The sequence below is a fragment of the Ruegeria denitrificans genome, from assembly GCF_001458295.1.
GTDB classification, from domain to species: Bacteria; Pseudomonadota; Alphaproteobacteria; order Rhodobacterales; family Rhodobacteraceae; genus Ruegeria; species Ruegeria denitrificans.
In genome coordinates this window covers 38,869-57,740 of sequence record NZ_CYUD01000015.1, presented here as the reverse complement: position 1 = coordinate 57,740, position 18,872 = coordinate 38,869, and the positions used below count along the sequence as shown (strand labels likewise).

The 18,872-nt window shown below is 58.9% G+C and carries 23 protein-coding genes; 11 read left to right on the top strand and 12 right to left on the bottom strand.

Features of this window, described 5'->3' with window-relative positions:
- Nucleotides 1-12 precede the first annotated feature (12 nt).
- From RUE5091_RS19355 to RUE5091_RS19345, 3 genes are all read right to left on the bottom strand, one after another.
- A complete protein-coding gene (locus RUE5091_RS19355) occupies nt 13-3,468 on the bottom strand; it encodes a chromosome segregation SMC family protein (RefSeq protein ID WP_058283578.1) in 3,456 nt (1,151 codons plus the stop codon).
- A 218-nt stretch (nt 3,469-3,686) separates the two neighbouring features.
- Nucleotides 3,687-4,019, bottom strand: a complete 333-nt coding sequence (locus tag RUE5091_RS19350; protein ID WP_058283577.1) for a hypothetical protein — start codon at nt 4,017-4,019, stop codon at nt 3,687-3,689.
- A 45-nt stretch (nt 4,020-4,064) separates the two neighbouring features.
- Complete coding sequence (locus RUE5091_RS19345; RefSeq protein ID WP_058283576.1) at nt 4,065-5,264, bottom strand: aminotransferase-like domain-containing protein; 1,200 nt, start codon at nt 5,262-5,264, stop codon at nt 4,065-4,067.
- 152 nt (nt 5,265-5,416) lie between these two features.
- Between RUE5091_RS19345 and RUE5091_RS19340 the strand changes: the two genes are divergently transcribed.
- Both RUE5091_RS19340 and RUE5091_RS19335 read left to right on the top strand, forming a co-directional pair.
- A complete protein-coding gene (locus RUE5091_RS19340) occupies nt 5,417-6,187 on the top strand; it encodes a FadR/GntR family transcriptional regulator (RefSeq protein WP_058283575.1) in 771 nt (256 codons plus the stop codon).
- A gap of 252 nt (nt 6,188-6,439) precedes the next feature.
- Nucleotides 6,440-7,048 carry a hypothetical protein gene (locus tag RUE5091_RS19335; RefSeq protein WP_131726340.1) on the top strand — a complete coding sequence of 203 codons (609 nt, stop codon included), beginning with the start codon at nt 6,440-6,442 and terminating at the stop codon, nt 7,046-7,048.
- Nucleotides 7,049-7,117: 69 nt separating this feature from the next.
- Here RUE5091_RS19335 and RUE5091_RS19330 read toward each other — a convergent pair whose 3' ends face one another.
- From RUE5091_RS19330 to RUE5091_RS19310, 5 genes are all read right to left on the bottom strand, one after another.
- Nucleotides 7,118-7,678, bottom strand: coding sequence for a F0F1 ATP synthase subunit B (locus RUE5091_RS19330; protein ID WP_058283573.1), 561 nt, complete (start codon nt 7,676-7,678; stop codon nt 7,118-7,120).
- Between the two features lie 5 nt (nt 7,679-7,683).
- Entirely contained in the window at nt 7,684-8,235 is a 552-nt protein-coding gene (locus RUE5091_RS19325) for a F0F1 ATP synthase subunit B' (protein WP_058283572.1), read from the bottom strand.
- Between the two features lie 86 nt (nt 8,236-8,321).
- Complete coding sequence (locus RUE5091_RS19320) at nt 8,322-8,546, bottom strand: F0F1 ATP synthase subunit C (protein ID WP_005981269.1); 225 nt, start codon at nt 8,544-8,546, stop codon at nt 8,322-8,324.
- Nucleotides 8,547-8,594: 48 nt separating this feature from the next.
- Nucleotides 8,595-9,353: a F0F1 ATP synthase subunit A gene (locus tag RUE5091_RS19315; RefSeq protein WP_058278975.1), complete on the bottom strand. Its 759-nt coding sequence runs from the start codon at nt 9,351-9,353 to the stop codon at nt 8,595-8,597.
- A 2-nt stretch (nt 9,354-9,355) separates the two neighbouring features.
- A complete protein-coding gene (locus RUE5091_RS19310; protein WP_058283571.1) occupies nt 9,356-9,688 on the bottom strand; it encodes an AtpZ/AtpI family protein in 333 nt (110 codons plus the stop codon).
- 230 nt (nt 9,689-9,918) lie between these two features.
- Between RUE5091_RS19310 and RUE5091_RS19305 the strand changes: the two genes are divergently transcribed.
- Nucleotides 9,919-10,251 (top strand): ArsR/SmtB family transcription factor, encoded by a 333-nt coding sequence (locus RUE5091_RS19305; protein WP_058283644.1) that lies wholly within the window; start codon nt 9,919-9,921, stop codon nt 10,249-10,251.
- A 4-nt stretch (nt 10,252-10,255) separates the two neighbouring features.
- Here the strand turns inward: RUE5091_RS19305 and RUE5091_RS19300 are convergent, their stop codons facing one another.
- The 3 genes from RUE5091_RS19300 to RUE5091_RS19290 are packed head-to-tail and all read right to left on the bottom strand — an operon-like array spanning nt 10,256 to nt 12,540.
- Nucleotides 10,256-10,669 (bottom strand): universal stress protein, encoded by a 414-nt coding sequence (locus RUE5091_RS19300; RefSeq protein WP_058283643.1) that lies wholly within the window; start codon nt 10,667-10,669, stop codon nt 10,256-10,258.
- Between the two features lie 60 nt (nt 10,670-10,729).
- On the bottom strand, nt 10,730-11,665 hold the full coding sequence (locus tag RUE5091_RS19295; RefSeq protein ID WP_058283570.1) for a DMT family transporter: 936 nt from the start codon (nt 11,663-11,665) through the stop codon (nt 10,730-10,732).
- Nucleotides 11,662-12,540, bottom strand: coding sequence for a LysR family transcriptional regulator (locus RUE5091_RS19290; protein ID WP_058283569.1), 879 nt, complete (start codon nt 12,538-12,540; stop codon nt 11,662-11,664). The genes RUE5091_RS19295 and RUE5091_RS19290 overlap by 4 nt, the downstream gene beginning before the upstream one ends.
- A 118-nt stretch (nt 12,541-12,658) precedes the next feature.
- Here RUE5091_RS19290 and RUE5091_RS19285 point away from each other — a divergent pair, with 118 nt between their 5' ends.
- Nucleotides 12,659-13,240, top strand: a complete 582-nt coding sequence (locus tag RUE5091_RS19285; protein WP_058283568.1) for an FMN-dependent NADH-azoreductase — start codon at nt 12,659-12,661, stop codon at nt 13,238-13,240.
- A 72-nt stretch (nt 13,241-13,312) separates the two neighbouring features.
- Complete coding sequence (locus RUE5091_RS19280) at nt 13,313-14,053, top strand: aspartate/glutamate racemase family protein (RefSeq protein ID WP_058283567.1); 741 nt, start codon at nt 13,313-13,315, stop codon at nt 14,051-14,053.
- On the opposite strand, the gene RUE5091_RS19275 is transcribed toward RUE5091_RS19280, so the two are convergent.
- The gene (locus RUE5091_RS19275; protein ID WP_058283642.1) at nt 14,054-14,584 is read right to left on the bottom strand and encodes a prolyl-tRNA synthetase associated domain-containing protein; all 531 of its coding nucleotides are present in this window, start codon (nt 14,582-14,584) and stop codon (nt 14,054-14,056) included.
- An 89-nt stretch (nt 14,585-14,673) separates the two neighbouring features.
- Here RUE5091_RS19275 and RUE5091_RS19270 point away from each other — a divergent pair, with 89 nt between their 5' ends.
- The 6 genes from RUE5091_RS19270 to bluB all read left to right on the top strand — a co-directional run bounded on the left by RUE5091_RS19270 (nt 14,674) and on the right by bluB (nt 18,870).
- Complete coding sequence (locus RUE5091_RS19270) at nt 14,674-15,192, top strand: hypothetical protein (protein ID WP_058283566.1); 519 nt, start codon at nt 14,674-14,676, stop codon at nt 15,190-15,192.
- A gap of 206 nt (nt 15,193-15,398) precedes the next feature.
- On the top strand, nt 15,399-16,904 hold the full coding sequence (gene ffh / locus RUE5091_RS19265; protein WP_058283565.1) for a signal recognition particle protein: 1,506 nt from the start codon (nt 15,399-15,401) through the stop codon (nt 16,902-16,904).
- Complete coding sequence (locus tag RUE5091_RS19260; RefSeq protein ID WP_058283564.1) at nt 16,904-17,458, top strand: GNAT family N-acetyltransferase; 555 nt, start codon at nt 16,904-16,906, stop codon at nt 17,456-17,458. Before ffh ends, RUE5091_RS19260 begins: the two co-directional genes overlap by 1 nt.
- Before the next feature lie 34 nt (nt 17,459-17,492).
- Complete coding sequence (locus RUE5091_RS19255) at nt 17,493-17,789, top strand: chorismate mutase (protein WP_058283641.1); 297 nt, start codon at nt 17,493-17,495, stop codon at nt 17,787-17,789.
- 43 nt (nt 17,790-17,832) lie between these two features.
- A complete protein-coding gene (gene rpsP, locus RUE5091_RS19250) occupies nt 17,833-18,222 on the top strand; it encodes a 30S ribosomal protein S16 (protein WP_058283563.1) in 390 nt (129 codons plus the stop codon).
- 12 nt (nt 18,223-18,234) lie between these two features.
- Nucleotides 18,235-18,870, top strand: a complete 636-nt coding sequence (gene bluB / locus RUE5091_RS19245) for a 5,6-dimethylbenzimidazole synthase (RefSeq protein ID WP_082643729.1) — start codon at nt 18,235-18,237, stop codon at nt 18,868-18,870.
- Nucleotides 18,871-18,872: the final 2 nt, after the last annotated feature.

The following is an 18,872-nucleotide window of genomic DNA, read 5'->3' as shown; positions in this document are numbered from 1 at the left end:
TTGCAGTGATGGTCATGCGACCATCTGCTCGGCCTTTTTCAGATCGACCGAGACCAGTTGGCTGACGCCCTGCTCCTGCATGGTCACGCCAAACAAACGGTCCATCCGCGCCATGGTTACCGCGTGGTGGGTGATGATCAAGAACCGCGTTTCGGTCTGACGGCACATCTCGTCCAGCAGGTCGCAGAACCGGGTGACGTTGGCGTCGTCCAGCGGCGCGTCAACCTCGTCCAACACACAGATCGGGGCTGGATTGGCAAGGAACACGCCAAAGATCAGCGCCGTTGCGGTCAGGGTCTGTTCACCACCCGACAACAGGCTAAGCGTCGAGAGTTTCTTGCCCGGCGGCTGGCACATGATCTCAAGCCCGGCATCCAGCGGATCATCGCTTTCGACCATGACCAGATTAGCCTCGCCACCGCCAAACAGATGCTTGAACAGCATGGCAAAGTTCGAGTTCACCTGTTCAAATGCCGTCAACAGCCGTTCCCGCCCTTCGCGGTTGAGACTGGCGATACCGCTGCGCAGGGCTTTGATCGCCTCTTCCAAATCCGCTTTTTCGCCGTTTAGCGTGTCGAATTCTTCTTGAACTTCCTTGGCATCCTCTTCGGCGCGCAGATTTACAGCGCCCATCGCATCACGTTGCCGCTTGTGCCGGTTCACCTCGGCTTCCAAGGCGTCCGCTGCGGGCATTTGATCGGGGTTCACATCCAATTGGTTCAGCAACTGATTCGGGGTCAGCTGTTGATCCTCGGCAATCCGTTCCGCCGTTGCTGTCACGCTTTCCTTGGCGGCATCGCAGCGCGCCTCGGCTGCGGCGCGGGATTCGCGCGCTTCCGAGGCCTGACGTTCCGCATCGCGTTCAGCCAGCACCACCTCGCGCTGCTGGGTTTCGGCTTGGGCCAGCTTGTCAGCGGCCTCGGCACGGCGGGCTTCAGCCGTCTCGATCAACTCATTCAGTTCTTCGCGGGCCTCGGCAATCTCACTAGGGGCAGCCTTTGCCTCGGACAGTTCATCTTCCGAACTTTCTTTGCGCTCTGCCAGTTCCGAAATCCGCTTTTCAGCCGTTTCAAGACGGTGTTTCCAACCGCTGAGGTCTTTGGTGACCTCTTGCGAGCGGCGGGTGCGGGCCTCACCCTCGCGGCGCAGTTCATCATGGGACGAACGGTGGGTCAGCATGGTAATCCGCGCAGCCTCGACCGTTTGCTTGATATCCTCGACCTGAGCACGGGCAGTGTCGAGATCCCCCAGACCGGTCAACGCACCCTCAGCTTCGCGCAGTTGCGCGCGGGCTGACATGGCATCTTCTTTGTGGCGATCCACGGCCAGTGACAGGGTCTCAAGCTTTCCTTGCGCCAGATTGCGGTCCGCCTCCGCTCGGCTCAGCGCGCGGGCGGTTTCGGCCATACGTTGATCGGCGGCGCGCCGGGCATCCCGCGCACGGCGGTCCGCTTCGGTGACATCGGCCAGTTGCTGCGACAAAGCCTCGTGCGCGGCGCGGGCACCGTCGGCCTGCGCCTCGGCGCGGGTCAGCTCCTGTTTCAGCGCCTCCAGCTTGTTGAGCTGTTCCAGCCGCAGGGCGGCGGCGCTTGGCGCATCTTCGGCCCACGCACGGAACCCGTCCCAACGCCACAGATCACCGGACCGGGACACCAGGCGTTGCCCTGGCTTCAGCGAGTCCTGCAACCGCGCGCCCTGGTCCGCATCAACCAGACCAATCTGTGCGATCCGGCGGCTTAGCCGGTCCGGGCCGGACACATGCAGCGCTAGTGGTTCGACCCCATCCGGCAATGGCTGATCAGCATCATAGCCCGCAACCTGCACCCAACCCGACGGGCCGTCGCCTTCGACCAGCGGCGCGCGCAAATCGTCGGCCAGCGCGGCCCCCAGCGCTTTTTCAAACCCCGGCTCAACGCGCAGCAGGTCCAGAACCTGACCGCCTTCGGCTGTGTCGCGTTCCACCAGTTTTGCTAGCGCCGAGGTTTCGGCGCGGATCGCACCCAACTCGCCCTCAGCCTCGGACCGTTGCGCGCGGGCCTCGGCCTCACGCGCCTGCGTGTCATTTCGCAGCTCATCCGCCGCCGCCAGCGCTTCTTCAGCGGCCTCGGCCGCTTCGCGGGCTTCTTCCTCGCCCTCTTGCGCGGCTTCAAAGGCTTCGCTTGCGTTGGTCAGAGCCTCGCGTGCCTCGTCCACGGCACTGCGGGCCTTTACCTCTTCGGCCTCGGACCGGGCCAGTGTCTTGCGGCTGTCCTCAACCAGACGCTGCGCCGATTGGTGGCGGGCGACAAGGCGCGCCATATCCTCGGTTTCCTGCGACAGGTGATCTTCGCGATCCTGTAGAACCGACGCCGCTTCACGCGCGATCTCGGCAGCCTCCGCCACCTTATCCTCGTGCCCCTCGGCAGCTTTGGCCAGTTCGCGCGCCTCCCATTCCAGACGTTCGATCATCTGACCAGCGTCGCGATTCAGGCCGGTTTCACGCTCGATATCGTAGCCCAACTGCTGAATACGGTTGGTCAGCGTCTCAATGGTTTGACGCGCACGGGTTTCCTGATCTGACAGCGCATCACGCTGCACCTGCTGGCGCTGCAAGACGGCAGCGGCGATGGCCTCTTCTTCGCGCAGGGGCGGCAGGGTTTCTTCGATTTCGGCGCGTTTGGTAGCAGCCGCGCGGGCTTCGGCCTCGGCCCGAGACGCCTCGGTGATCCGTTCGCGCAGTTTTTCTTCGGCCTGCTGGCGGGCCATATCAGCCTCTTTCCAGCGGCGATACAACAGCATGCCCTCGGCCTGACGCAACTGCTCGCCAATCTCGCGATAGCGTGCGGCCTGACGGGCCTGACGCGCCAGCTGCGCCAATTGCGTGCCCAGCTGTTCCAGCACATCATCGACACGTGTCAGGTTGGATTCGGTGCCTTTCAGCTTCAGCTCGGCTTCATGCCGTCGCTGGTAGAGGCCCGAGATTCCAGCCGCTTCTTCCAGAATACGGCGGCGGGCACGGGGTTTGGCATTGATCAGTTCGGCAATACGGTTCTGCCCCACCAGCGCAGGTGAATGCGCCCCGGTCGAGGCGTCAGCGAAAAGCATCTGCACATCCCGCGCCCGCACGTCCTTGCCGTTGGTCTTGTAAGCGCTGCCCACATCGCGGGTGATGCGGCGGAAAATTTCAAGTTGGTCGCTGTCGTTAAAGCCTGACGGCGCAAGTCGTTCGGAATTGTCCAGCGTCAGCACAACCTCGGCAAAATTGCGCGCCGGGCGCGTTGCAGCACCTGCAAAGATCACATCCTCCATCGCGCCGCCGCGCATGGATTTGGGACGGTTTTCCCCCATCACCCAACGCAAGGCTTCCAAAAGGTTGGACTTGCCGCAACCATTCGGACCCACCACACCGGTCAACCCATCCGCGATGACAAGATCGGTTGGATCAACAAAGCTTTTGAAGCCGGTGAGTTTGAGTTTGCTAAAGCGCAAAGGCAATGAGTCCCGTGATTCCTATACGAATGAAGTCTGCGCAACGGATGGGGGCTGAGTCAACGAAGTTGCGCAGGATATGGGATATCACCCCGACTTATCCACAATATCTTGCCGAAATGCGCAGGAATACGCGTATCTCAGTAAGGCGTGCACTCGAACACCTGAAACCCGTAGTCCTTCCCGATATCCTCATAAACGCCATAATCGACGCATTCCTAATTCGGGGTCGAGATGGCGGTTAGCAACAGACGTTCTCCCGCCGCACGGTCACAGCCCAACACACCGACGGTCACCGCCGCATCGCCCAGCACATCCAGAATGGGACAGCCCGAGACCTGCGCCATGGCCAACCCTGCCCGGTCTTTAATCGGACCCAGACGCGGGGCGTATTGGGTGTTAATCCGCACGGCCTCGGCCAGATCACCGCGCACGCGCACATCGAAGACGCTGCCATTCACCGCGATACGAGTTGCAGGGATGTCCCGGAAATAAGGGGTGCCAGCCGAACAGGCGGCCAGCACCGATAGGAGGAACAGATACCGGATCATGCGGCCAGCTTTGCCTCAATATGGTTAACAGAACCTTTCCGGCACTTAGGTGCGCAGAACTTCTCCTAACCGCCGGATACCTTCGCGGATCGTCGCCTCATCCGAATTCGAAAAACTCAGCCGGATCGTATTGGCCCCGGTTTCGTCCGGGAAAAACGCCTGGCCGGGGACAAAGGCCACTTTGACCGTCTCAAGCGCCTTTGCCAGCAGATCGGCCCCTTTTAGGCCCTTGGGCAGGGTCACCCAAATGAACATGCCGCCCTCGGGTTTGGTCCAGTCCACGCCTTCAGGCATATGATCCCGCAACGCGCTGAGCATCGCATCGCGGCGTGCTCCGTAAACACTGCGCAGCATGGGAATATGCGTGTCAAAGCAGGCACGCGCCACCTCGTTGATGGCCATTTGGTTAATCGTCGCAGAGTGTAGGTCAGCTGCCTGTTTCATCAACACCAGTTGCGAGATTACCGGTTTGGCGGCCACAACCCATCCCACCCGCAACCCCGGAGACAGGGTTTTCGAGAAGCTACCGCAATAGATCGTCCTGCAGTTTTCGATCGACCCTTTGCGCGCCAGCTCCAACGCCAGAACCGGCGGGATCGGTTCGCCATCATAGCGCAGGGCCTGATAGGCGCCATCTTCGATGACGGCACAGTTCAATTCGTCTGCCAGATCCAGCAAGGCTTCGCGGCCACGCAGATCCACGGTTTCTCCGGTCGGGTTGGCAAAGTCGGGTGACAGGTAGGCGAATTTTATCGCCCCCTCACCTGCTGTGGCGGCATATTTCGCCGCCCGTCGATTGCCATTGATGCTCAGGCGATCAAAGCGTGGTTCATAGGCATTAAACGCCGCCAGAGCCCCCAGGTAAGTGGGCCAGCCGACCAGTGCCGTGTCACCCGGCGAAAGATACAGCTTGCCCAGATAATCCAGCGCTTGCTGCGAACCCGACGTGATCAGGATGTTTTCAAGCTCACACTCGATCCCAATCTGGCGCATGTGGTCGGCAAGCCATTCGCGCAGGGGAACATAGCCTTCGCTGACAGAATATTGCAGCGCCTGGGCCTGGAATTCGGCCCCCAAGGCGTTTTGGAACGCCATGGCGAACCCATCCGCCGGAAACAACGCAGGGTCCGGAATTCCCCCTGCGAAGGAAATGATACCCGGCTGGTCCAGCAGCTTGAGCAATTCGCGTATCTCGGACGCCTTCATCCGGCTTGTCCGTGTGGCAAACAGATCTTTCATCGACATCGATCTCCTCCGCTGTCTTTTCGGGCAGCCTAAGTATGATGGCATTAATGTCAATAATTCTGACCTAATGTTTCAAGTCAAAGGCACGCTCGTTCTTGAACAGGTCAAAATTCCATGGTCATATGACTTGACCAATTTTGGAACAAACCCGCATGCCCTTTCAAAAAGTCCAGACTGAAAAGCTGTCCATCGCAGTGGTGAAACAGATCGAATTGCTGATCCTGCGTGGCATCCTGCAGCCGGGTGAACGCCTGCCGGCGGAGCGGGAATTGGCAGAGCGGCTGGGTGTTTCGCGTCCCTCACTGCGCGAAGCGATTTCGGAGCTGCAGGACCAGGGGCTACTGACCGCCAAGGCCGGGTCCGGTATTTATGTCGCCGAAGTTCTGGGGTCTGCCTTCTCACCGGCTCTGGTCCGTCTGTTTAGCAGCCATGAAGAGGCTGTGTTCGATTTTCTTGCTTTCCGCTGCGATTTAGAAGGCTTGGCGGCCGCGCGCGCCGCGCGCCTTGGGTCAGACAGCGATCTGAAGGTCGTGCAGGCCATTTTCGACAAGATGCAGGCCGCTCATGCACGCAATGCCACCCAGGAAGAGGCGCAGCTTGACGCGCAATTCCATATGGCCATCATCGAGGCCAGTCATAACGTGGTGATGCTGCATATGATGCGGTCCATGTACGACTTGTTGCAACAAGGCGTGTTCTACAACCGCCAGATGATGTTTCATCAGCATACCACGCGCGGGGCCATTCTGGATCAACACCGCGCCATCAACTCAGCACTGCAAGCACGCGACCCGGACGCGGCGCGCGACGCGATTCATCAGCATCTGCACTATGTCCAGCGCTGCATGGAAGATCACCAGAAAGCCCTGCGCAACGAAGCCATCGCGCAACAACGACTACAGCATGAGACCGGACAGGTCTAAGGCGCGAAAAACATTGCGGTAACCAACCCTCGCTCACCGAGGAACACGAAAAATTCATAATTTGTTATGAAATTTCTGTTGCTTACCTAATTGATACTCACCCTCAACGATACCAAGTGGATTCGAAGGTCATGAACCTGACCTTTCGCTGCAACTCTGGTGGCACATATGATCTTATTCAAACCTGGGCAACGCCCAAAAACGAATCCCTGCCTGATCGTTGCCAGCAACGGCAGATCAGGCAGTACGCTCATGTTCGACGCATTATGGAAGGCGCAAAAACGTCGGAGGTTGTGGCCCAAACCAAAAGCGTCGTTCGAAAGGGAATTGTCTCAGGCCGCGTTATATCCGGGTAATTTGGTCAAAACGCATGATTTCCCCAGTGGGCTAAGAGGGCGCGATGACGTCAAGGTTCTGTTCTGTTATGGCCCGACAAAGGCCTCGGCTTTTTCAGTCTTTTCCGTGCTGGATCGTTTTGGGCGCGACTGGATCAACCAGCATTTCGCAAACCTTCACGCTGAAGGGACCTTTGAAGATCTGTTCAAATATGATGTTCTAAATCAAGCGGATCAGATGAGGCGATGGGCCACGTTCGACGACGTGCCCGTCCTGTGCCTGAGCTACGATGCGATTTGGCGCAGACAAAGCGAGGTCGCCGATTTTTTGGACCTGAACTTCACTCTTCCGGAAAGAACAGAGCGCGCCAAAAAATCCATACCTGAAGAGATTCTGGAACAGGCCTCGGCGGCTTACGATCCTATTGACGCTGTGCTGAGCGACCTGCCCGAGTTATTTGTTGCCTCGCCCAAATATGCAGACATTCTGAAACGGTTGCCCGAACACCGTCCGGCGGCGGCCTGATCTTCACCTGTTAGCCAAGAAAAAACCCGGCGCTGAGGCCGGGTTTTTCAATTTCGTCTTGTAACGATCTCAGTGAAGCTTTTCGCCTACATCGGCAATGGACGCGTCGATCAACTTGTTCGCCTGCGCAGCCGTCATCTGCTTAGCCAGAACGACGTTTGCCGCCGAAACAGCAACAGTAATGGCCTGATCACGTACTTCTTTGACTGCCGAAGCCTCAGCCGATGCGATCTGATCCTGAGCAGCGGCCAGACGGCGTGCGATGGAATTTTCCAGATCGGCCTTGGCCTGCTCGGCCGCCAGCGCGGCGTCGTCTTTTGCAGCAGCCACAATCGCGTCCGCCTGCGTCTGAACTTCACGCTGCTTACGCTCGTACGAAGCCAGCAGAGTGCGCGCTTCTTCGTGCAGGGCGCGGGCTTCGTCCAGTTCGGACTTGATGCCTTCGGCGCGGTTGTCCAGCGCACCACCGATCATGCCCGGCACCTTGAAGTAGAACAGGACCGCGATGAAAACGAGGAAGCCCAGCGTCACGACAAAGTCGGTGTTGCCAAGCGAGAAGAACGGGCCGCTTGCGGCCAGCGCGGGGCTGGCTGCGCCGACGGTCAGGATAAGGGCAAGAGTGTTCCGCATGTCGCTTATCCTTTCGTCTGCGCGTCAACAGCACTGTCGATGGTTTTGGCATCCGCCTCGCCGCCCAGTGCAGTAACCAGTTCAGCCGCCGTATCCTTGGCAACCACTTGAATGCTTTCCAGCGCACCGGCACGGATGTCAGCAATTGCCTTTTCCGATTCAGCCGCCTTTGCAGCGATTTGTGCGTCTGCCTTTGCAATCGCGTCATCCAGACCAGACTGGATTTCAGCACGTGCTTCGGCAGCGATACGCTGCGCTTCGGCACGGGCATCGGCCAGCGCCTTGTTATAGGCCTCTTCGGCCTCGACCGCCTTGGCCTTCAGATCTTCGGCCGCAGCCAGGTCATTTGTAATGGTCCCCTGACGTTCAGCCAGGATTGCCGCGATGCGCGGCAAGGCCACGCGGGACAGGACCAGAAAGATGACGACCAGCGTAATGACCAGCCAGAAAATCTGGTTGGGGAACCAATCGAAGCAGAGCTGAGGCATACCGATGGCCGACCCATAAGAGTCAACACAGGTGCCAGCTACTTCCTTGGCAAGGGGTTCAGTCGCCATGATGTCCTCCGTCGGAACGTTGTCTTTACAACAGGTGGGCCGCTATGGCTTGGACCCACCTGCGCGTAAGGATCAGGTTCCGCAGATTAGACGGCGAACATCAGCAGCAGCGAGACCAGGAATGCGAAGATCCCCAGGGCTTCTGCGAATGCAATACCGATGAACAGGGTTGCGGTCTGCGAAGCAGCCGCCGAAGGGTTGCGCAGGGCGCCGGCCAGGAAGTTGCCTGCAACGTTGCCCACCCCGATTGCGGCTGCGCCGGAACCGATTGCTGCCAGGCCTGCGCCGATGTGTGCGAGATCGCCTTCCATGATGTTTCTCCTTACGAATTGGAAGTTTCGATGTTGGGGTATCAGACCTTAGTGCGAAGGATGCAGCGCATCTTTCAGATAAACACAGGTCAGAATGGTGAATACGTAGGCTTGGATAAAGGACACGAGGACCTCAAGGCCATACATTGCGGTGATCGCCAGCACGGACACGGGCGAGATCACGGCAATCGCGGCAAAGCCTGCGAACACCTTGATAACCGCGTGGCCAGCCATGACGTTACCGGCAAGACGAATGGAGTGGCTGACCGGGCGTACGAAGTACGAAATCAGCTCGATAATCGCCAGAACCGGGCGCAGCGCCAGCGGCGCGCTGGAGACCCAGAACAGACCCAGGAAGCTTGCGCCGTTCTTGACGAAGCCCAGAACGGTCACGGTCAGGAACACGGCCAGCGCCAGCGGAATGGTCACAGCGAAATGCGATGTGGTGGTGAAGGACATAGGCAGCATGCCCAGGAAGTTCGCGCAGACGATGAACATGAACAGGGTCATGACATAGGGGAAGTACTTGACGCCTTCCTTGCCGCAGATGTCTTCCAGCATCTTGTAGATAAAGCCATAGGCCAGCTCGGCCACCGACTGCATCCGGGTTGGAACAATCGCGCGCTTCGAGGTGCTGAGCACCAGCAGAGCAAAGATCGCCGCAATCGCCAGGAACAGCCACAGGGTCACGTTGGTAGGCGTATACCAGGCAATCGCACCGTCACCGAAAAGCGGTTTGACGATGAACTGATCCATCGGGTGGAAAACCAGGCTGCTGCCTTCTGCTGCGGTGGTCTCAGTTGCCACGTTCAGTCCCTCTCGTCCTTCTCGGCCGCCTCAGCTGCCGCTTGTTTCTCTTGAACCTCTTTGGCGCTGCGGAGCATAACTTTCACTCCGGCGACAAGGCCCAGCAATGTGAACAGCACCAGAAAGATCGGGATCGTCCCGAGCAGGCTGTCCAGCCCGTATCCGATGCCAAATCCGATCCCCAGACCGGATACCATTTCGATGACCATCCTCCAGGCAAGCTCGCCCCCGGACACGTCAGCATCTGCACGCGGCTTGGGCGCTTTCGCCTTTTTCGCCGCCGCGATCTTGGCCTCCAGCTGCGCCATACGCTGCTTTTGGTCATCATCGGTCACGGGCGTTTCCTCGCACAGTCTTGGGTAGGGTGCTAAGGCGCACGGGGCGCAGAGTCAACGCCGTTGAACACTCGAATTGTAGCGCCATAATTAATTGTATTTAAATGATTTTTTATAAACCTCAACTAAGGGAAAACACGCGGGCGCCAAGTGAATTGCCCCACACACCCGGAATCTGCATATTCAACCAAATGGTTGACCAAACTCCAAGGCTGTGGTTCAGCGAAGGCATGTCCAATGATCTCGACACTGTATTCGCGGCCCTCGCCGACCCCACACGCCGCGCCATTCTGGCGATGCTGCTTGAAGATGATATGGCCGTGACCGATGTGGCAGAACCGTTCGAGATGTCGCTGGCCGCGATCTCGAAACATCTGGTGATCCTGACCAAGGCCGGACTGATCAGTCAGGAAAAACGCGGCCGGGTGAAGTGGTGCAAGCTGGAACCGGACGCTATGCGGGCAGCGTCGGTGTGGATGCAAGGGTTCGGACAGTTTGAGCCGGTCAATCTGGACGCGTTCGAACGGTTTTTGGAAATCGAGCTGCCCGCAACAAAAGACTAGGCAGTCATCTGACTACAAAGACCGAGACACTGGCGTGTTTTGCCAGATATCCTGCGTGACTGGAAAAGATGTAATCCATGATCCGCGGCGCATGGGTGCCAACAACGATCAAATCTGCGCCAACCTCCTCGGCTGCGCGTGTCAGATCTCCGTCCACCTCGGCCGCAACGTCCACCGAATGTATGTTTCGAAACGCAACTTCTGCACCGCTTTTTTCGGCCAATTGGTCCGCAAATTCACGTAGTTGTCGGTTGATCGGCTCATCCGATTGCACTGGATCGCCCGGCTGTGTTCCCGTTACGCTGACGACGGTGATTTTCGCCCCTTGCCACTGGGCCACCTGTGATGCGACATCGGCTGCCTTGCGGACCTCGGGTGGAAGGTGAAGATCAACGGGGAACATAATATGGTTGTACATGATGGCTTCCTCCATGCCTTAAAGCATAGAAAAAGCCGCATGTGTTTGCCTTGATCTACCTCAATGGTCGATTTGGTTACCGCCTGCCCCCAATCGTGCCGACGGCGCTGGGGCCAGGTCATCCGCCTTCAGCAGCATCAATAGCGCTACGCAAGTCAGCACTACTCCGACCAGGATCAACAACACCGGAGCACCATTGCCCAACGCAATCTCCCAAAGGATCACCCAACTGGGCGTCAAATATGTATAGGCCATCACCTTGGCCGAGGGTAGTCGTAGCGTCGAGAATTGCACCAGAACAAAGCTGGCCGCCGTGGCAAAGATCGAGACATATAGCAATCCGACCCAGACAATCAGTGGCAGGTTGGCCCAATCGGTCGCTCGGAACTCGGACCAGCCATACAGTGTCAGCAACACGCAGCCCGCGACCAGAGTACCAAAGGTGAATACCACCGCCGGCTCACCCCGGTTCAGCTTGCGTATCATGGGCGTGTAAATCGCATGCATCACGCAGCCCCAGAAATAGATGATTTCGCCGCTGCCGATCTCGAATGCCACAAGGGCTCGCCAGTCGGCACGGAATATGACCCACAGCGCCCCTGCTGCGCCGACCGACAGGGCCAGCGCCATCCTTGGCGTCGTGATCTGCCGCAACAGCACCCACCCTGCAATTGCTGACATCACCGGTGTCAACGTGAACACAGCCGCCGCGCTGACCGGGGGTGCGGTCTTCAACCCGTGGAACATCAGCACGAAATAGCTGGCGTAAAGCCCGCCCAACACCAGATAACGCCACGGCGCCTGTGCCGCACTGCGCGGCAAACCGGTGGTCATCCAAGCCGCCACACCGATCACGACCGCGGCAATCAGAAAGCGCGCCGCCGTGATCGCCTCGGGCGCGATCTGGTTGGCGATCATCGACCCCAGCGAGAAACTGCCTGCCACAAGTGCTGAAAAAACAAGCATAGCCAGATGGCCCTGCGCCTGAGGACTCATGCCGACCAGCCTTTGGATTGATCTTTCAGGTAAGTCAGAAAACTCTGGACCTTGGTTGTGCGGTGCAGGTCCACATGGGTAACGAGCCACAGATTCCCGTACCATTCGGGCAACGGCTCTATCACCTCAACAAGATTAGGGTCGCGGGCCGCTTCCCAACGAGCCATGAAACCGATCCCTGCCCCCGACAATACTGCCTCGCGGTTGCAGAAATTATTGGTACAACGGAAGGTGATGTTCTCGGCCGGTACGGTCTTGCGCAACCAGCGCGAAAACGGCGCGCGGCTGTTTTCATCGTCCGTGCTGACAAAGAAATGGTTGCCAAGGTCCTCTATGCCCGTGGGCTGACCGTGACGCTGCACATAGGCAGTGCTGGCATAAAGGCCAACTTCCTGAGAGATGAATGGCTGCACCACGTTGTCTGGTTGATCCGGGACCGAACCCGCCCGAATGGCCACATGCGCTTCGCCATATTCCAGACGGAACAGGCGATCACCAGTCAAGTAACGCACGATCAGGCCCGGGTGCAGGCGTTGGAATTCGCTCAGAACCGGAACCACCAACGGGGCCAGTGACGACAGCGACGTCACGACCAACTCGCCGGAGACATCGTCCCCGCGCCCTTTCATCCGTCCGACCAGTTGGTTAAACTGATCCTCAGTCGCTTGCGCCACGCGCAGCAGGTCGTCTCCGGCCTCGGTCGGCGTATAGCCGCGGGCATGGCGCTGGAACAGTTTGACACCTAAGCGAGCCTCGATCGCGTCGATATGGCGGATCACGGTGGCGTGGTGCACGCCCAACACTTCGGCCGCGCCGCTGACGGTACCCATGCGCGCGACCTGATAGGCGGTTCTCACTTCATCCCAATTATCCACGGCACGACCCCATATGTGCAAATTCCAACAATCAGTGTTGATATATCCGAGTTTTGTTCATTCACGCAATATCCATATTGGGCCCAGACATGAAATCCTATCAGAAGGACCAAGAGAAATGACCAAGACCATCCTGCATATCGACGCCTCGGCCCGCCGCGAAGGGTCTGCCACCCGCGATCTGTCCAACCGCATCGTCAGGCATCTGGGTGCCGCACGCATCATCCGCCGCGATCTGGCATCCCCATTGCCCCTGCTGACCGAAAATTGGATCAACGCCAACTTCATCCCTGCCGATCAACGCAGCGATGCCCAGCGCAAACATCTGGCCCTGTCGGATGCTCTGGTGGGCGAGTTGCAACAGGCCGACACCATCGTCATTGGCCTGCCGATCTATAACTTTTCGGTGCCTGCCGCGTTCAAGGCCTGGATTGATCTTGTTGCCCGCGTCGGCCTGACTTTCTCATATACCGAGAACGGGCCGCAGGGCCTGCTGACCGACAAACGTGTGGTTCTGGCAATCGCCTCGGGCGGCACTGCCGTCGGGTCCGAGATCGACTTTGCCACAAACTATGTGCGTCACGTTCTGGGCTTCATTGGCATCACCAATGTCGACGTGGTCGCCGCCGACAAGATGGCGCTGGACGCCGAGGCCGCGCTGAGCAACGCCCACAAGGCGGTCAACGAACTGGCGGCCTGATCGCCTCTGGCCTTTGTGTCCTGAAACGTCCAGTCTGCGCCTGAACGGGAATTGGCAGGCTGGGCGTTAATCATGAAAAAGATCGGCATTCTGGGTGGAGTGGGCTGGGCCTCGACCGTGGATTACTACCGGGCTATTGCGCAAGGCGCGGGCCGGTATTTTGCAGAACGCGGCCACGGCTCGCCCTTGCCGATCCCACCGATGACCATCGAATCCGTCACACAGGCCAAAACCCGCGCCCTGCGTGGTGTGGATGGAGAAGAAGCAAGTTGGGTCGGGTTCGACGCAGTATTCCGTGAGGCCCTTTTGTCACTGGAAGGCGCGGGCTGCGATTTCGGCATCATCGCCTCGAACACCCCGCATGCAAGGCTGCACGCGATCCGGGAAGGTGTAGCGATGCCCATTCTCAGCATTTTCGAAGCAACGGCCGAAGCCACCGTCACTACAGGTGCATCTAACGCGCTGGTTCTGGGGACGGCGGTGACCTTGCAGGCAACCGACTATGCAGATCGTCTAGCCAAAGAGGGCATCACCGCCAACGGACGCCTGCCCGAAGCCGAGATTGCCGAGATGCAAGCCATGATCGACAGTGACTTTTACGGTGGTGCGTCAGATGTTGCCCGTGCTCGGCTAATGGCTTTCTGCAACAAACACGCAGTACCCGGCACCGCCATCTTGCTGGCCTGTACCGAGTTACCACTGGCCTTCCCCGATCATCTGGACGATCCGGTTTTCAAGGCCGATGGGCATCTGTTCATCAACCCGTCAGCGGCGCATGTCGAGGCCGCGCTGAAAGAGGCGCTGGAGGGCTGATCAGGGCAGCCAGTTCACTTCACAGCCGATCCGGTCGAAAAACGCCATCAGATCGGCGCGCGTCATTGCCACGGTCCGATCGTTGACCAACGGGTGCATATAGATGACGTCGGACTTTTGCGCCGCGCCATCCATGAAGAACCTTACATTGTTCTCAACCCCGTTGATCATCGCCAGTGGGCTGACCGCGCCGGGGCGGATACCGAGGTTCTGCATCAACCGATCTGCGGAACCAAAGGACAAGGTCCCGACACCCAGCTCTGCACCCAAAGCTTTAAGGTCGATCTCTCGGCTCTGTTCCAGCGTCACCAGGTAATTCCGCTTTTTCTTGTCACGCAAATACAGGTTCTTGAGCCGCAGCGCATTCTCACCGGGCACCATGAACTGATCCTCGACCGCTTTTGACTCTTCAACCGTGCGCAGCGGGACATGCGTGTGCAGCCTATAAGGCAGCCCCCAGTCATCCAACGTCGCCAGCAGCGCGTCAGAACTGATCGGCAATGTGTCCTGAAAAGCAGATGATGCGTCCATGTGACCCTCCTCGTGTGAAGCGCTCATCGCGCAACGGGCAGGTAAATTCAAGCCACGACAGGCACAGTGTTCGATGCTAGCGTGCCGCCATGAAAGTCACGCGCAACACACCGAACCAACTGATCCTGTCCGATACCCCTTGGTTCATCGGCATCACGCTCGTCTTTTTCATACTGATCTTTGTCGGCCTCGGTCTCTTCTTGATGACCGAGGGGGGCGAGGCCATTCTGTTCGGGCTGATATTCGCCCTCGGCGGCGGAGGATTGGGCTTTGGGGCGTTCTGCGCCTTTGTACAGCGCGTTCAGGTCATTTTGGACCGGGACAAAGACAGCATTGTAATCCGCAGGCAGTCGGTTTTTGGCTATGATGCCGTAGAACACGTTCTTTCGAACTTGTCTCATGCAGAGGTAGAAAGCACGACGTCGCGCAGCAACAAGGGCTCATCAACGCTTTATCGTCCTGTTCTCATACTGAACAAGGGCATGAGCGCGGGTCGGCACCCCATCGTCGAGTCCTATTCCAGCGGGCGCGGCGCGCATCGGCTGGCAGATGCCGTCAATAGTTGGCTTCCGGCGCGCAAGGTTGACTCTGCCAGCCAATCGGCCTAAATCGCCACCAACATCCGGAAGCATCTGATCTTCCGGTCCCTTGAGTCGTTCAGGGATCGCCCCCCACCAGCGAGTTTCGCCCGTGGGGGCAATGCCATTTGGCATTACCCCCACGTCTAATTCAGTGGGAGGGGGCAATTGTGTATTTAACCGGCGCCACCTAGCTAGGTAGTGCCACATCTAAACCGGCTAAGGAGGCCGAAGGCATGTTTGAAAATCTATCCGAACGCCTTTCTGGTGTCTTTGACCGGCTGACCAAACAGGGTGCTCTGTCCGAAGAAGACGTTAAAACCGCCCTGCGCGAAGTTCGGGTTGCCCTGCTTGAGGCTGACGTTTCGCTGCCGGTTGCCCGTGAATTCGTCAAGAAAGTGCAGGATCAGGCCACCGGTCAGGCGGTGACCAAGTCGATTACCCCCGGACAGCAGGTCGTCAAGATCGTGCATGACGCGCTGGTCGACGTGCTGCGAGGCGAGGATGATCCCGGTGCGCTGAAAATTGATAACCCGCCTGCCCCAATCCTGATGGTCGGTCTGCAGGGCTCGGGCAAGACGACCACCACCGGTAAGCTGGCCAAGCGCCTGAAAGAGAAAGAGGGCAAGAAGGTCCTGATGGCCTCGCTGGACGTTTATCGCCCGGCAGCGATGGATCAGTTGGCCGTTCTGGGCACGCAGGTTGGCGTGGACACCCTGCCGATTGTGCCGGGCCAGAAACCGGTTGATATCGCCAAGCGCGCCAAGCAGCAGGCTACGCTGGGTGGCTATGACGTCTATATGCTGGATACTGCTGGCCGTTTGCACATCGACGAAGTGCTGATGGACGAGGTCGAGCAGGTTCGAAACGCGGTCGACCCGCGCGAGACCCTGCTGGTCGTCGACGGCCTGACCGGTCAGGTCGCTGTCGAAGTCGCCGAAGAGTTCGACGCCAAAGTCGGCATCTCGGGCGTGGTCTTGACCCGGATGGACGGCGACGGGCGCGGTGGTGCGGCGCTGTCGATGCGTGCGGTCACTGGCAAGCCGATCCGCTTTGTCGGTCTGGGTGAGAAGATGGACGCGCTCGAAACCTTCGAGCCGGACCGGATCGCCGGTCGTATTCTGGGCATGGGCGACATCGTTGCTCTGGTCGAAAAAGCCCAGGAAACGATGGAGATGGAACAGACCGAGCGCATGATGAAGCGCATGGTCAAAGGTCAGTTCAACATGAACGACCTGAAAATGCAGCTGGAACAGATGATCCAGATGGGCGGTATGCAGGGCATGATGGGCATGATGCCGGGCATGGGCAAAATGGCCAAACAGGTCGAAGAAGCAGGCATGGATGACAAGGTGCTCAAGCGCCAAATCGCCATGATCCAGTCCATGACCAAACGCGAACGCGCCAACCCGCAGTTGCTGCAAGCGAGCCGTAAGAAACGGATCGCCGCCGGTTCGGGAATGGAGGTCAGCGACCTCAACAAGCTGCTCAAGATGCACCGGCAGATGTCGGATATGATGAAAAAGATGGGCAAGATGGGCAAAGGCAAGATGCTGAAACAAGCCATGAAAGGCATGTTCGGCAAAGGCGGCCCCAGCCCCGAAGACATGGCCGCAGGCATGGACCCCAAAGCGCTTGAACAGGCGGCCAAGGCGATGGGCAAAATGCCCGGTGGCATGCCCGGAATGGGCGGTGGCATGGGCCTGCCTCCGGGCCTCAGTGGGTTTGGCAAGAAGAAGTAATGACAGCCATTGCGCATCATATCCCCCGGCTTGAGACCGAGCGCCTGATCCTGCGCGCACCGTCCGAAGCTGATCTGGACGCCGAGGCAGAGTTCTACGCCAGTGACGCGTCGGAATTCGTTGGCGGGCGAAAACGTCGTGATGAAACTTGGCGTTTGATCGCCATGCTGCTGGGCCACTGGACCCTGCGTGGCTATGGGTTCTGGGGCGTCGAGGAAAAGGACACCGGTACTTATGTCGGTCGCGTCGGCCTGTGGTTCCCCGATGGCTGGCCCGAGCCTGAGATTGGCTGGACACTGATGAACAAGGCCACCGGCAAGGGTTATGCAACCGAGGCCGCTTTGGCCGCGCGCACCCATGCCTATGATGTGCTGGGCTGGGATACCGCGATTTCGCTAATCGCCCCGGAAAACCACACCAGCAAGGCCGTAGCCAAACGGCTGGGCGCACAGTTCGACTATCACTACAAACATCCCAAATTCGGCGCATCCGAAATCTGGCGCCATCCTGCCCCTGCCGATCTGGTGAATGGCGGCATGGAGGCCTATGCATGACCCACATCGCTTTGATCGCAAAGAGGATCGGCCAATGACCAACCCTGTGACACAGGCCGCCGCGCTGTTGAAAGAGCACCGCGAAAGCATTGACCGGCTGGACGCGATCCTTGTCTACACGCTGGGCGAGCGGTTCAAGCACACGCAGGCCGTTGGCAAGCTCAAGGCCGCACACGACCTTCCCCCGTCCGATCCCACGCGCGAAGCCACGCAGATCGCACGGTTAGAAGACCTTGCGAAACAGGCCAATCTGGATCCTGACTTTGCCAAGGCTTTTCTGAATTTCATCATTCAGGAAGTCATCCGACACCACAAGAAACACCAGAATTAACCGGAAACGATCCCGGTAAACGCCATCCAAAGGAGATACCACCATGGCAATGAAAATTCGTCTCGCCCGCGGCGGCTCGAAAAAACGTCCCTTCTATCGCATCGTGGCAGCTGACAGCCGCATGCCCCGTGACGGCCGTTTCATCGAAAAGCTGGGCACCTACAACCCGCTGCTGCCGAAAGACAGCGAAGAGCGCGTGAAAATGAACGTGGAGCGCATTCAGTACTGGCTGGACCAAGGCGCACAGCCCACCGACCGTATCGCGCGCATGCTGGAAGCTGCCGGCACCCGTGACAAGGCCGAGCGTAACAACCCCAACAAGGGTACCCCGGGCAAGAAAGCTCAGGAACGCGCGGAAGAAAAGGCTGCAAAGGTTGCTGAAGCTGCCGAAGCAGCTGCTGCACCGGCTGAAGAAGCAGCAGCAGAAGAATAAGCAGGCGGGCGCGTGCAGGATCAGACTTTCACTGACGATTTCCGCACGCAGTTCGATCTGTTGATGCGGCTCCGGCGCGACGTGCGTCGGTTCCGCACCGACGCGATAGACGAGGCAGTGCTGACGCGCTGCCTCGACGCGTTTCGACTGGCCCCTTCAGTGGGGCTCAGCGAACCTTGGCGCGTTATCCGCGTCGAAAGCGAGGCCGCGCGTGCTGCGGCGCTTGAGAATTTCCAAACCGCCAACGCGCAGGCGCTGGATGGTTATTCCGGTGAAAAAGCCCAACTATACAGCCAGCTGAAACTGTCCGGCATGCAAGAAGCCCCGGTGCAATTGGCCGTGTTCTGTGACGATGCCACCGACAAGGGCCAAGGTCTGGGCGCGGGAACAATGCCCGAGATGCGGCGCTATTCCGTCGTGTCCGCCATCACCCTGTTCTGGTTGGCCCTAAGGGCCAAAGGGCTGGGGCTGGGCTGGGTGTCCATTCTGGACCCCGACCAGTTGGCACGCGACCTGAACGTGCCGGACGACTGGCGCCTGATCGGTTATTTTTGCGTTGGGCAACCCGAAGAGTTTTCCGACACGCCCGAACTGGAACGCGCTGGCTGGGAAAGCCGCCACGGCACGCTGCCGATTGAGGTGCGCTAAAG